This window comes from Methylomagnum ishizawai, from assembly GCF_900155475.1.
Classification (GTDB): domain Bacteria; phylum Pseudomonadota; class Gammaproteobacteria; order Methylococcales; family Methylococcaceae; genus Methylomagnum; species Methylomagnum ishizawai_A.
The window spans coordinates 1021139-1033898 of record NZ_FXAM01000001.1 but is presented as its reverse complement, the minus strand read 5'-3'; the positions used below and the strand labels follow the sequence as shown (position 1 = coordinate 1033898).

The 12760-nt window shown below is 63.5% G+C and carries 12 protein-coding genes; 6 read left to right on the top strand and 6 right to left on the bottom strand.

Annotated elements, in window-relative coordinates:
• Positions 1 to 10 precede the first annotated feature (10 nt).
• The 5 genes from B9N93_RS04685 to B9N93_RS04665 all read right to left on the bottom strand — a co-directional run bounded on the left by B9N93_RS04685 (position 11) and on the right by B9N93_RS04665 (position 4369).
• Entirely contained in the window at positions 11 to 877 is an 867-nt protein-coding gene (locus B9N93_RS04685) for an HlyC/CorC family transporter (RefSeq protein ID WP_085211342.1), read from the bottom strand.
• The gene (gene ybeY / locus B9N93_RS04680; RefSeq protein WP_085211340.1) at positions 874 to 1344 is read right to left on the bottom strand and encodes an rRNA maturation RNase YbeY; all 471 of its coding nucleotides are present in this window, start codon (positions 1342 to 1344) and stop codon (positions 874 to 876) included. Before ybeY ends, B9N93_RS04685 begins: the two co-directional genes overlap by 4 nt.
• Positions 1341 to 2324, bottom strand: coding sequence for a PhoH family protein (locus B9N93_RS04675; protein ID WP_085211338.1), 984 nt, complete (start codon positions 2322 to 2324; stop codon positions 1341 to 1343). Before B9N93_RS04675 ends, ybeY begins: the two co-directional genes overlap by 4 nt.
• Positions 2317 to 3699, bottom strand: a complete 1383-nt coding sequence (miaB, locus tag B9N93_RS04670; protein ID WP_085211337.1) for a tRNA (N6-isopentenyl adenosine(37)-C2)-methylthiotransferase MiaB — start codon at positions 3697 to 3699, stop codon at positions 2317 to 2319. The genes B9N93_RS04675 and miaB overlap by 8 nt, the downstream gene beginning before the upstream one ends.
• 130 nt (positions 3700 to 3829) lie before the next feature.
• On the bottom strand, positions 3830 to 4369 hold the full coding sequence (locus tag B9N93_RS04665) for a hypothetical protein (protein WP_085211335.1): 540 nt from the start codon (positions 4367 to 4369) through the stop codon (positions 3830 to 3832).
• A 380-nt stretch (positions 4370 to 4749) separates the two neighbouring features.
• On the opposite strand from B9N93_RS04665, the gene B9N93_RS04660 reads away from it, so the two are divergent.
• From B9N93_RS04660 to B9N93_RS04650, 3 genes are all read left to right on the top strand, one after another.
• Positions 4750 to 5277: an RNA polymerase sigma factor gene (locus tag B9N93_RS04660; protein WP_085211333.1), complete on the top strand. Its 528-nt coding sequence runs from the start codon at positions 4750 to 4752 to the stop codon at positions 5275 to 5277.
• Positions 5278 to 5349: 72 nt separating this feature from the next.
• Entirely contained in the window at positions 5350 to 6318 is a 969-nt protein-coding gene (locus B9N93_RS04655) for a FecR family protein (protein WP_085211331.1), read from the top strand.
• Positions 6319 to 6407: 89 nt separating this feature from the next.
• Positions 6408 to 7598, top strand: coding sequence for a TonB-dependent siderophore receptor (locus B9N93_RS04650; RefSeq protein ID WP_176225123.1), 1191 nt, complete (start codon positions 6408 to 6410; stop codon positions 7596 to 7598).
• On the opposite strand, the gene B9N93_RS04645 is transcribed toward B9N93_RS04650, so the two are convergent.
• Positions 7583 to 8713 carry an ISAs1 family transposase gene (locus tag B9N93_RS04645; RefSeq protein ID WP_085211327.1) on the bottom strand — a complete coding sequence of 377 codons (1131 nt, stop codon included), beginning with the start codon at positions 8711 to 8713 and terminating at the stop codon, positions 7583 to 7585. The genes B9N93_RS04650 and B9N93_RS04645 overlap by 16 nt on opposite strands.
• Between B9N93_RS04645 and B9N93_RS04640 the strand changes: the two genes are divergently transcribed.
• The 3 genes from B9N93_RS04640 to B9N93_RS04630 all read left to right on the top strand — a co-directional run bounded on the left by B9N93_RS04640 (position 8636) and on the right by B9N93_RS04630 (position 12746).
• Positions 8636 to 10081: a TonB-dependent siderophore receptor gene (locus B9N93_RS04640; RefSeq protein WP_085216171.1), complete on the top strand. Its 1446-nt coding sequence runs from the start codon at positions 8636 to 8638 to the stop codon at positions 10079 to 10081. The genes B9N93_RS04645 and B9N93_RS04640 overlap by 78 nt on opposite strands.
• Before the next feature lie 87 nt (positions 10082 to 10168).
• Positions 10169 to 10363, top strand: a complete 195-nt coding sequence (locus B9N93_RS04635) for a hypothetical protein (protein WP_085211325.1) — start codon at positions 10169 to 10171, stop codon at positions 10361 to 10363.
• Positions 10364 to 10667: 304 nt separating this feature from the next.
• On the top strand, positions 10668 to 12746 hold the full coding sequence (locus tag B9N93_RS04630; RefSeq protein WP_085211323.1) for a hypothetical protein: 2079 nt from the start codon (positions 10668 to 10670) through the stop codon (positions 12744 to 12746).
• The last annotated feature ends 14 nt before the right edge of the window (positions 12747 to 12760 follow it).

Sequence of the window (12760 nt, the reverse complement as noted above, 5' to 3'; positions counted from 1 at the left end):
GGGGTCGCTCTCAGTGATGGGGTTGGAACGGTTCGGGCCGGCTTTCCGGCAACGGTAGCAGCACCAGCTTCAGCATATGGACGCGGCGGTTGTCCGAGCGCAGCACGATGAAGCGGAAAGGCCCGATCTCCACCTTTTCGCCACGCTTGGGCACATGGCCGATATGGTGGACGATCAAGCCGCCCACGGTGTCGAACTGGTCGTCGTTGAGGTCGGCCCCGAAGTACCGATTGAATTCGTCGATGGGGGCCAGCGCCTTGAGGGTGAATTCGCGGTCGTTCTTGCGGAAAATATATTCCTCCTCGCCGAAATCGTGTTCGTCCTCGATCTCGCCGACGATCTGTTCCAGCACGTCCTCGATGGTGACGAGTCCCGCCGCCGCCCCGTATTCGTCCACCACGATGGCCATATGGCTGCGGCTGGAACGGAACTCCCGCAACAGCACGTTGAGCCGCTTGCTTTCCGGCACGAACAGGGCTTGGCGCATGATTTCCATGACCTTGCGCGAGCGGTCCTTGAGGCTGTGGATCAGGAGGTCTTTGACCAGGAGGACACCGACGACCTCGGTGCGGTCCTCGCCGATGACGGGATAGCGGGAATGGGCGGATTCGGCGACCAGGGGGAAAACATCTTCGAGGGGCGCGTCCTGGGAGACGACGATCATTTGCGAGCGGGGGATCATGATATCGCGGACCCTTTGTTCCGAGACCTGCATGACGCCTTCGATCATGCCCAGCGCTTCCGGGTCCAGCAGGTTGCGCTTCTGCGCCGCCCTCAGCAATTCCAACAAATCCTCCCGGTCCTCGGGCTCGCCCGAGAGGAAATGACTTAGCCGTTCGAGCCAACTTCGGTGTTCGCCCGATTGCTCATCGCTCATGATTGCGCCGCCTCAGCGTCGTAGGGATTGGGAAAGCCTAATCGGTCGAGGATGGCAATTTCCTCGGCCTCCATGGCCTCGGCCTCGCCGTCCTCGATGTGGTCGTAGCCTTGGAGGTGCAGCATCCCATGCACCAGCATATGCGCCCAATGCGCCTCCGGGGTCTTGCCTTGTTCAGCCGCCTCGCGCTCGACCACGGCGGCGCAGACGACCAGATCGCCCAGGAAGGTGCCTAGCTCCGCCTCGGGCAAGCCTTCCGGCGGCTCGAACGGGAAGCTCAGCACATTGGTCGGGCCGGATTTATGGCGGTAGGTCTGGTTCAACTCGGCGCTCTCGGCCTCGTCCACCACGCGGACATAGACCTCGGCGTCCCCGTCCGGGGCGGCGGCTTCGGCCCAGCGGCGGAAGTGCGCCGCGTCCGGGAGGGAGTCCGCCGTGCTGGCGTTCTCGATATCGATCTGGATCATGGCTCTTTCGGATGCGCCCGTTCGTAGGCTTCGTAGGCGGCGACGATGCGTTGCACCAGGGGATGGCGCACCACGTCCTGCGAGGTAAAGAAGGTGAAGCTGATACCGTCCACGTCCTTGAGGACTTCCAACACATGGCGGAGGCCCGATTCCTTGCTGCGCGGCAGGTCGATCTGGGTGATATCGCCGGTGATGACGGCCTTGGAACCGAAGCCGACGCGGGTCAGGAACATCTTGATCTGTTCGGTGGTGGTGTTCTGGGCTTCGTCGAGGATGATGAAGGAGCCGTTAAGCGTCCTTCCCCGCATGAAGGCCAGCGGCGCGACCTCGATCACATTGCGCTCGATCAGCTTGGCGACCCGCTCGAAACCCAGCATCTCATAGAGGGCGTCGTACAGCGGACGCAGATAGGGATCGACCTTTTGCGCCATATCGCCCGGCAGGAAACCTAGCTTCTCGCCCGCTTCCACGGCGGGCCGGGCCAGGATCAAGCGCCGGACCTGTTCGGTTTCCAGCGCCTCGACGGCGGCGGCGACGGCCAGATAGGTTTTGCCGGTACCGGCCGGGCCGACCCCGAAATTGATATCGTGTTCCTGGATGCTCTTGAGATAGCGCTGCTGGTTCGCGCCCTTGGGTTTGATGGTGCCGCGCTTGGTCTGGATGGTGACGGTCCCGGCGGGTTCACCCTCCTGCTTGAGCATGGCCGCGAGGTTGGCGTCCTGGAGCGAGAGATGCACCCGCTCGGGCGTGATGAGTTCATGGCGGGCGGCGTCGAACAGGCTTTGGATCAGCTTGCCCGCCGCCTGGGCGGGCTGGTTGGCCCCGATGATCTCGAAATGGTTGCCGCGGTTGGAGATTTCGACCCCCAGACGCCGCTCGATCTGGCGCAGGTGTTCGTCGAATTGGCCGCAGAGGCTCGCCAGCCGGTCGTTGTCGGCGGGCTCCAGGGTGAGGTGCAAGGTGGAGAGTTGGTTATACAAGTGTTGTAGTCGGATGGCGGGTTGCAGGGATGGAAAAATCGGGATCGCGGGTATCGACCCAGCGGCCCCGCAGCGAATTCGGGAGGGCTTCGGTAATCAGCACATCGACGAACTGGCCGATATGCTTGGCACTCCCCGCGAAATTCACCACGCGGTTGTTTTCCGTGCGCCCGGAAAGCTGCTCGTAGTCCTTGCGCGACACGCCCTCCACCAAGACCCGCTGCACCGTGTGCAGCATCCCGCGCGAAATCTCGGCGGCCTGGGCGGCGATGCGGGCTTGCAGGCGGGCGAGGCGTTCGCGCTTCACCGCCACCGGCACCGTGTCCTCCATGGCGGCGGCGGGCGTACCCGGCCTCGGGCTGTACAGGAAACTATAGGACTGATCGAAACCCAAGCGTTCGATCAACTCCATCGTGTCCTCGAAATCCTGGTCGGTTTCGCCGGGGAAGCCCACGATGAAGTCGGAAGACAAGCTGAGTCCGGGCCGGGCGGCGCGGAGGCGTTCGATCTTGGCGATGTAGTCCTCGCGGGTATGGCCGCGCTTCATCAGGCCCAGGATGCGGTTGCTGCCGCTTTGCACCGGCAAGTGTAGATGGCCCGCCAGCAGCGGGAGTTCGGCGTAGGCGTCGATCAGGCTATCGCCAACTTCGTTGGGATGGGACGTGGTGAAGCGGATGCGGCCTATCCCGTCGATGGCGGCGACGTAGTTCAGCAACAGGCCGAAATCGGCGATATCGCCCTCGTCGGTCGCGCCCCGGTAGGCATTGACGTTCTGGCCCAGCAGCACCACCTCGCGCACGCCCTGTTCGGCCAGGGTCGCGATCTCGGCGATGACATCGTCGAGCGGGCGGCTGATTTCCTCGCCGCGGGTATAGGGCACCACACAGAACGTACAGTATTTGCTGCATCCTTCCATGATCGACACGAAGGCTTTCGGGCCTTCGGCGCGGGGTTCGGGCAAGGCGTCGAATTTCTCGATTTCCGGGAAGGAGATATCGATGGCGGGTTTATGCTGGGTGCGGACCTGTTCCAGCAATTGCGGCAGGCGGTGCAGGGTTTGCGGGCCGAACACCAGATCGACGAAAGGGGCGCGTTTTTGCAAGGCTTCGCCTTCCTGGCTGGCGACGCAGCCGCCGACGCCGATAACGACGCCGGGGCGCTTGTTCTTCAGGGGACGCCAGCGGCCGAGTTCGGAAAATACCTTTTCCTGCGCTTTTTCGCGCACCGAGCAGGTATTAAGCAAGAGCACGTCGGCTTGTTCGGGATCGGTGGTGAGTTCGAATCCGTGGGAGGCGTGGAGTACGTCGCGCATCTTGGCCGAATCGTACTCGTTCATTTGGCAGCCCAAGGTTTCAATATATAGCTTCTGTGTCATCAAAGTGCGGGCGGCGGTGGGCGATGCCGCGATTCTACCAAATTTCGCCGCCTTCCCCCGTCCCTCATCAAACCCCGGCGAATTCCGGGAAACGGATACCCTATCCAGGGCGATCCGTTCCCGTATTCCGTCACGCCGCCGAATCCCATAGGATTTTCAAGGGATTGACGAGGTTGGAGCCTTCCTGCACCAAGCGGGCTTCCGGGTGCCGCGCGGCCATCAACGCCTTGATAGCTGGCTCCTTTTGACGACGGACATCGACCAGGATCAGGTTTTGGCCGGCGCCGATGGCGTCGTGGAATTTGGCGATGGCTTGGTTTTCCCGCGCCAATCCGGCCAAGCCGCCGAGCCAAGTGCCGAACATCGCGATGAAACCGAAGATCGCCACATCCATGAAACCGCTGGTTTCCGGCCCGAAAACCTCCATTTCCTTGGCGTAGAGGGTGGCGAAGAACGCCAGGACCACGCCGATGAGCGCACCGAATTCAGCGTGGCAAACCACATCCTGCTTATGGAACAGATTGGCCCCGTGGATGTGGCGGCGATAAAGCCCCGCCTCGTCCTTGCTGATGACATGGAAATTCCAGTCGGTGATCCCCGCTTGGTGGATGTCGTTGGAGATTTGCTCGGTGCTGTCCAGGTTGTCGGTGAGATAGTACAAACGTTTCATAACCACCTCCGCGCTGCGTTCTTGCTACTTAAAAGGAAACAATTAATTTCCCACTAAACCGCTTTATTAGCACCGGAACCGACTGGCGTCAAGGGTTTTGTTAGGCTGCCGTGGGAAATACGTGCGCAACGCCGACGTCAACTTCCAAGTCCGGCTTGGAAACCAGCCCACACATCACTTGGGTAAGCCGCGCATATATATATGTTATATGCCGCATATATAAAAGTGACGGCATTTAATAACCGATAGCAGGATTTGGCCACGGGAATCCCAGCGCAGGAACAGGAGGCTTCCACGCCAAAGCCACCTTCAGCCCACATATTGGCGCGGATTATGCTGTCGGCGGATTCCAGCCGTTCCCGGAATGACCGCGTGCCTCCATGCCTCCCCCCTATGTCGAAGCTCCCGCCCCGCACTGCGACCACACCCTGACCCAGGAACTGATCCACTATTTCCGCAGCAAGCTGGGCTGCCCGGAAGCCGCCGCCGATTTGGCCCAGGAAGCCCAGTTGCGGCTATGGCAAAGCGCCCGGACCCAGACTATCGACAACCCCCGCGCCTACGCCTTCAGGGTCGCCGCCAATCTGGTGGTGGACCACTTGCGGCGGCGGCGGGTCCAAGCGCGGGTGTTCGACGCCGACGCGGACCCCGAACCCTCATCCGGCCCGGAAGACTGGGGAGCGGTACCCACCCCCGAGCGCACCGCCCTCGACCGCGAACGGCTGGAAATCCTGTCGCGGGCGGTGAACGGGCTACCGCCGCGCTGCCGGGAAGTATTGGTATTACGCAAATTCGAAGGACTGGACCAGGCTGAAATCGCCGCCCGGTTGGGCATCTCCCGCAACATGGTGGAAAAACATCTGCGTTTGGCCCTCAGCCGCTTGCAACAATCCCTGGATGAAGCCTAAGGGCCGCCTCCTGTGGCGGCGGGGCCATGCGCCTTACAATGCGCGGCCTAATCAAACGAGGACAGCAAGGCGATGAAGGCGCAGGTGGATGGAGTGAAGCGGATGGCCGACGAGGCCGGTGCCTGGTGGGTGAAACTCGACGGGGGCGGCTTGTCCCCGCAGCAGCGGTCGGCTTTCGAGGCCTGGCTGGCCGCCGATCCCGCCCACCGGCAAGCCTTCGCGCGGGTGGAACGGCTTTGGGGCGAATTGGACGCATTGCGCCCATCCATTCCTCCAGCCGCGGCATCCCCCCGGAACGTCCCGCCGCCCACGCCCGTCCGCAAGCCCCGCCCGTCCCCATCCTGGCGCTGGCCGGGCCTCGCCGCCGCCCTCGCCCTCGCGGTGCTGGCCGGGACCGATCCGCTGGTCGATTGGCGGGCCGACTACCAAGCCGCGGCGGGCGAAACCCGCCTGTTCGAGTTGCCGGACGGCTCCAAAGTCCAGCTCAACAGCCGCTCGGCCCTGGCCCTGCACGACCGGCCCGACGCCAGGGAACTGGAGTTGCTGGCGGGGGAAGCCTGGTTCCAAGTCGCGCCCGACCCCGCCCGGCCTTTCCGGGTACTGGCCGACGGGGTGTCGGCCACCGCGCTGGGCACGGCGTTCGAGGTGCGGCGCGGGGACGACAAGGTGGAAGTCACCGTGTTCGAGCATCGCGTGGCGGTGCGCGGCGCGACCGGGGTGGCGGTCGATCTGGGCGAGGGCCAGCGGGTCTCGGTCTCGACACGCGGTCCGGGTCCGGTGGAACGGGTCGATCCCGCCTTGGCGGGGGCATGGCGGCGCGGACTCCTGGTGTTCCAGGACGAACCCCTGGGCGAGGTGGTGGCCCGCCTGAACCGGGCGCGGCGCGGACGTATCCTGCTCGCCGACCCAGGACTCGCCGACCGCCGGGTCAGCGGCGTGTTCCACACCGCGCCGCCGCTGGCGGCGGTGGACGCCTTGGAGCGCTCGCTGGGCCTGCGTTCCACCCGGCTGGGCGAATGGCTGGTGTTGATCCACCACTGATTTTTTTCACCATCGACCTCCTCGATTGCCGCCGTGGCGCGTCTTCACCCGGAGACACACCCGCAACAGCCATCACAGGAGACCCCCCGATGAATTTCCCCCTCCAAGCCCGGTCCCCGCTGGTCCTGGCCCTGACCGGCCTGTTCCCCTTGGCATCCATGGCCTCGAATACCCAAGACTACGCCATTCCTCCCGGTGCGTTGGGCAACGCCCTGAACCGGCTCGCGGCGGTCGATGGCTGGCAGATCGTCTACGACGCGGCCTTGGCCGAACACCAGAGCAGCCCCGGCGTGCAGGGGCGGCATACCCGCGAGGAAGCCCTGAACTTGCTGCTGGCCGCGGCCCCCTTGCAGGCCAAGGTCGTGGGCGACAACACCGTGGCCCTGGAACCCGCCGCCAAGCCGGCCGGGACGCCCGTTTCCGGCGCGGAGCAGCAACCGCACAGCGGCCCGGTTTCCCTGGGCACCGTGGAAGTCAGCGACAGCTATGCCCATCCCCGCTACCAAGCCGAACAGGAACTGCGCCAGCGCTACTACATCCCCCGATCGACCACGGCGACCAAGACCGACACGCCGATCATGGAAACGCCGATGTCGATCCAGGTGGTGCCCCGGCAGGTGATGGACGACCAGCAGGTCATCGACATCAAGGACGCCGTGAAAAACGTCAGCGGCGTGCAATCCGCCGATGATTTCTACGTTAACTTCAACATCCGCGGCTTCGATACCAATAACAATATCTACCGCAATGGCCTGCGGCTGACCAACCTGTCGGCCCTGGAAACCGCCAACCTGAGCCAGGTCGAAGTCCTGAAAGGCCCGGCGGCGGTATTGTTCGGGCGCTTGCAACCCGGTGGTTTGGTCAATCTGGTCACCAAGCGGCCCTTGGACCAACCGTACTACTCGGTGCAACAGCAATTCGGTTCCTACAACCTATACCGCACCACGGTGGATGCCACCGGCCCGGTGCTGGACGATGGCTCCCTGCTGTACCGTGCCAACATCGCCTACCGCAGCAACGATTCGTTCCGGGATTTCGTCTCGCAGGAAAACCTGCTGGTGGCACCTTCGCTGACTTGGCGGCCCATCGACCCGCTGGAAGTCAACCTGGATTTTGAATATCAGCATTACAGCTTCGTCCAGGACGGCGGCATTCCCGCCGTTGGCAACCGTCCGGCGCAAATCCCCATCAGCCGCTACCTGGACGACCGCTGGTCCCAATACAACCCCAGCACCCAGGACAGATACCTAGCAGGGCAATCGCATCAAGCAAGTGTTTGAATTCCGAGGATATGTTGGCGGTACTCGTCGTTCCATCCGGCCAGCAACCGCCGGTTCTTGATGCCGGCCTTGGTGGTTTTGTCCTGGCGGAGCAGGTTGAGGGCGATGCGGCGCAGGATGGAGAAGTTCTCCGCCGAGTTGCCCTCGCGCATCCGGGCCTGGTCCTCGCCGAAGGCAATATCCAAAGACCAGTGCAGGCCATTCTCCACGCCCCAGTGTCCCCGCACGATTTCGCCCATACGGGCGGCGTCCACGCTCAGCGAACTGATGTAATACCTCCGCTCGCGGCTGGTGGTCCCGCCCACCTCGCGGATGGCCTCGACCATGGCGAGCGTCCTGACCCCCGGCCAGTCGGCGCGGTCCACCCGTCCGTCCACATCCTCTGCGACCACGCAGCGGCGGGTTTCGATCCGGCCATGGTCCTTCTCCACCCATTCGGCGTGGGTGTGGGGCCTGCCTTCCCAACCGTCGCGCCCGCCCTCGTCGAAGAAGCCGTCCAGGGCCGCCGCGAGGCCGGGCTGGTTGTTCTTCACGCTCAGCACGTAGTCGGCCTCCTGCCCCACGATCTTCGCGGCGATGGCCTTCTGGCAGCCCATGGCGTCGAGGGTCACGACGCAGCCCCTGAGCAGCAGGGCGTCCAGCAACTCCGGGATGGCCGTGATCTCGTTCGACTTCTCCGCCGTCCTCACCTGCCCCAACGCCAGCCCAAGCCCATGGGCATACGCCGACACCAAGTGCAGCGCCTTCCCGCCCGCCGACTTCGACCGCTTGGCCGTCTTGCCGTCGATGGCCACTTGCAGCCCCGCCAGCGCCCCGCACACCCCGCCCATCCAGGCGATGAACCGCTCCTCGAATCCCGCCGCGTCCAGCAGCGCGAACACCCGTCCGAACGTGTCGTGCGAGGCCACCCCGTTCTCGAACGGCAGGAACCGCCGCAGCCACGGCAGCTTGGCCCGGCCCCACAACGCCACCGCCGCCCAGCCGTCCGCTCCGCTCAATACCGCGCAGACCGCCACCAGCAGCAACTCCTTCAAATCATGTCGGGATTGGCGGGTGCGCGGGTCTTCCAGGTCGGCGAAATGCTCCAGCAGCGGCTTCTTCTCGGCGGTTTCCATCGGGGCTCCTTGTCCAAGGCAAAGACCCGCCATCAACCACTTATGGCCCTATGCTGTCAAGCTTTCCTTCGTGCGATTGCCCTGAGATACCTAGTTGGAATAGATTGGACCTTCAAGTTCAACGAGGATTGGCATATCACCAACCGGTTCCTGTACAACTCCGCTGACTATTTTCAACCCAGCCTCTGGCATTCCAATATGGAAAACGACCAATTCCTGGTCAGGGGGCTGGATAACCATGTCAAACAGAACCGTTCCACCTACACCACCAATCTGGACCTCGTGGGTAAATTCGCCACCGGCATAGCACGGCATGAGGTTTTGGTGGGTTTCGACTTCTTCCAGTTCAACCAAAGTTCCGGGAACAGTTACAGCGACTATTCGTCCCTGGTACCGCCTATCGATATTTACAATCCAAACAACAGCTTGGTGGTCGCGAATACCGACGCCATCAAGCAATTGCCTAATAACTTTTTCTATAAACAAGATGAAACTTGGTATGGAATTTATTTCCAGGACCAAATCACCCTATGGGACAAGCTGCATATCCTGGGCGGTGGACGTTATAACTGGGCGGAATATAGCACGGGGTTCTCCAACCTCTCCTTTGGCAATATACAGATGACCCCGGTCAACGACGATGCTTTTAACCCGCGGGTCGGCGTCCTGTATCAACCTTGGTCGTGGTTGTCGGTCTATGGCAATTATGTGGAGTCCTTCGGCACGCCCAATGGTGGCCAATCCGCCAGTGGCCAGCCGTTCTCCCCGGAAACCGCCCAGCAGGGCGAGGTCGGCATCAAGACCGAATGGTTCGACCAGCGCCTGAACGCGACGCTGGCGTTTTACGACATCACCAAGCGCAACATCCTGACGCCCGATCCCAACGATATCCGCTTCAGCGTTTCGGTCGGCGAAGCGCGTAGCCGGGGCGTGGAGTTGGATTTCACCGGCAAGCTGACGCCGAACTGGAGCCTGCTCGGTAGTTATGCCTATACCGATGCCAAGATCACCAAGGACAACAGTGGCAACGAAGGCAACCAACTCATGGGGGTGCCTCTGAATTCGGGGAACCTGTGGACCAAGTATGAATTCGACGCCGGGGTTTTGGAGGGCTTGAGCATCGGGACCGGGGTCTTCGCCCGCGGCCAGCGCCAAGGCGACAACGCCAACTCTTTCCAATTGCCGGGCTTTACGCGCTGGGATGCCAGTATCGCCTACAGCTTCAAACAACTCGGATCGAAAATCACCACCCAGTTCAACGTTTACAACCTGCTCGACAAGACCTACTACGCCAGTTCCAGCGGTCCTGTGGGCATCACGGCAGGCCAGCCCATCACTTTCCTGGGTTCGGTGCGGGTGGAGTTTTAAGCGGGCGCAGGGGAAAAGCGATGGCAAGCACGAGCTGGACAAGGCCCCGAAGCGGTTCGGCGGGATCGGCCCGCTGGACGCCATAGCTTGCGGCTGGCCCGGCTCAAGGCCCGCCGCAAGCTGTGGTTGAAGGTGCATCTCTGGCTGGGGTTGTTCCTGGCGTTGATCGGCCTGATCCGCTGGCTACAGAAACGGCGGGCCGCGCACGGCAAAACACGGCGGAACAGCCTCAACCCACCGGGCGGGGTTATCCCCCGAGCGCCACCCAAGTATCCCGCATGATCGCGCCATGCGCCGCATACCCCAGTCAATTTGCGCCAAATGCCATATGCATTGAAGCGCTTGCCAGAGGAACCGACCCCGCCCGCCACCGCCAACCCCACACGCATCCCACTTCCCACGGCGAATCCCGATCCACCCCCGTTCCCATCCCTTGGTGCGCTTATTGCTCCCGGATTGCCCGCACTGGATGTATGGGATAAGCCTCCGCTATCCGACATAGCCACCCTTCCCGCCAGACCCGGCTCCCGGCAGGACCAATCCAGGCATATGCGCCTCCTCAGCCCCCCGAAACACCGATATCGCCATGAAGCATCAAAAACTACTCGTCACCGCGGCCTTGGCCGGCCTTTGGGCATTCGCCCTGTTCGCCCCGCGCAGCCCCGAACCCCTGTTCACCGGCCATGGCGATCCCGCCACCCTGGGCCGTTTATTCAACCGTTGGGAAGCGGGCCACCGGGAAGAAGGAAACCGGCGGATGGCCGTGGGACTGACGCCCACCTGGGCCTTGTCGAAATCCAGCGCCGACGCGGGTGGGCGGGCCACGCTGGATTTGGCCGATGGCTGGATGCGGGTCGAAGCCACGGGACTACCGGCGGGCACAGCCTACGAGGCTTGGCTGCTCGACCGCCACGCCCCGGCCCGGCCCGCCGCCTTCAAACTCGGCACCCTGACCCCGGACGGGCAAAGGCTCGCGCTCTCCACCCGCCTGGACCGCGACCGCCAGGCCGGCTTCACCCTGGATGCCATCGCCGTGGTCCGGGCCGGGGACGATCCCGCCGCCGCGGGCTTGTTGGCGGGTTCGCCCAACCTGTTCCAGCGGCTCCGCTACACCGTCCAGGCCTGGACGGCGGCGCGGATCGGCCCGCCCGGCGCGGAGCCAGCCCCCATGTCCCCGGCCTTCGATTTCCTGCTGCCCAAGGTGGCGATGGCGGCCGATGGCAACAAACCCAGCCTGGAGCAGTTGATCGCCCAGGGCCGTAGGCTGTTCACCAAGGAAACCTTCGGCGGCAATGGCCGGACCTGCGCCACCTGCCACCGGCCCGATCACAACCACACCATCGATCCCCAATACATCGCCAAGCTGCCGCCCACCGACCCCTTGTTCGTGGCGGAAACCAACCCCGCCCTCAAGGATTTGGAGAAACCGGCCTTGCTGCGGCAATTCGGCTTGTTCCTCGCCAATGTGGACGGCTTCGACAAGCCCGGCGTGATGCGCGGCGCCCCGCATTTGCTGGCCCTGTCCAGCTCGCTCGGGTTCGAAACCAAGGCCATGGGCGGGGAATTCCAGGAGGATTCGGATTATTTCGAGCAAAGCGGCCAAACAGCCCAGGCCATCGGTTGGTCGCAGGATGGCGCCCCGGATGGCGGTTCGCTGCGCGATTTCGCCAAGGGCGCGGTGCGCCAGCATCTGCCGCGTACGCTGGCACGGGTCGAGGGCGTGGATTTCCGCCTGCCCACCGAGGCCGAACTCGACGCCCTGGAAGCCTACATGCTGTCCCTGGGCCGCGATTCCGAGGTGATCCTGGCCGCGCTGAAATTCAAATCACCGATGGTGGAACGCGGCAAGGCGCTGTTCGACCAGAAGCAAAACCCGATGGACGCCGGCCAACAGCCGGTGTTCGGCCAGAGCGCCAATTGCAATGGCTGCCATATGAACGCCGGGGCGATGAGTTCGACCACCCTCGCCAACCCGACCCGCGACACCGGGGTCGAGCGGATGCGCGACCAGCTCCATCACCTGGCCGACCCCACCGTGGCCTACGACGGCGGCTTCGGCCAGCAATTGCAGACCGATTGCGGCCCCGACTTCGACCGGGCCTGCTACAGCGACGGCAGCCTCGATCCCCGCGGAGTCCGGCCCGCCGCCCACCCACGCCTGAACCGCTTCAACACGCCCTCGCTGATCGAAGCCGCCGACACCGCCCCGTTCTTCCACAACAACAGCGTCGCCACCCTGGAAGAGGCGGTGGCCTATTACAACACCGACAGCTTCAACAATTCGCCCGGCGCGTTCACCTCCAAAGGAGCCAACCGCCAGACCCGCATCGATTCCTCGCAGGTCCAGGCCGTGGCCTTGTTCCTGAGGTCCATCAACGTGTTGGAGAACATCCGCAGCGCCAACGCCCTCGACACCAAAGCCCTGGCCCTGCCGCAGCCCCAGGCCGGGCAGATGGTCCATCTGGCGATGGCGGAAACCCAGGACGCCATCGAGGTATTACGCGGTGGGGTGTTCATCCCGTTCCCGGACGCGCTCGCCAAGCTGGAACAAGCCTACCAACTGCAAAAACAGGCTCGCCGGGAAGCCTCCGACGCCCCCCGCAACGACCTCCTCAACCAAGCCCTGGCCCTGCGGACGGCGGCACGGACCGACATAGTGGAATGAATAAGGGTTCATGT

Bases quoted from the DNA above. Each gene is read 5' to 3' on its own strand.
- B9N93_RS04685 (WP_085211342.1), bottom strand. From the start codon at position 877: ATGAGCGATGAGCAATCGGGCGAACACCGAAGTTGGCTCGAACGGCTA.
- ybeY (WP_085211340.1), bottom strand. From the start codon at position 1,344: ATGATCCAGATCGATATCGAGAACGCCAGCACGGCGGACTCCCTCCCG.
- miaB (WP_085211337.1), bottom strand. From the start codon at position 3,699: ATGACACAGAAGCTATATATTGAAACCTTGGGCTGCCAAATGAACGAG.
- B9N93_RS04665 (WP_085211335.1), bottom strand. From the start codon at position 4,369: ATGAAACGTTTGTACTATCTCACCGACAACCTGGACAGCACCGAGCAA.
- B9N93_RS04660 (WP_085211333.1), top strand. From the start codon at position 4,750: ATGCCTCCCCCCTATGTCGAAGCTCCCGCCCCGCACTGCGACCACACC.
- B9N93_RS04655 (WP_085211331.1), top strand. From the start codon at position 5,350: ATGAAGGCGCAGGTGGATGGAGTGAAGCGGATGGCCGACGAGGCCGGT.
- B9N93_RS04650 (WP_176225123.1), top strand. From the start codon at position 6,408: ATGAATTTCCCCCTCCAAGCCCGGTCCCCGCTGGTCCTGGCCCTGACC.
- B9N93_RS04640 (WP_085216171.1), top strand. From the start codon at position 8,636: ATGTCGGGATTGGCGGGTGCGCGGGTCTTCCAGGTCGGCGAAATGCTC.
- B9N93_RS04645 (WP_085211327.1), bottom strand. From the start codon at position 8,713: ATGGAAACCGCCGAGAAGAAGCCGCTGCTGGAGCATTTCGCCGACCTG.
- B9N93_RS04630 (WP_085211323.1), top strand. From the start codon at position 10,668: ATGAAGCATCAAAAACTACTCGTCACCGCGGCCTTGGCCGGCCTTTGG.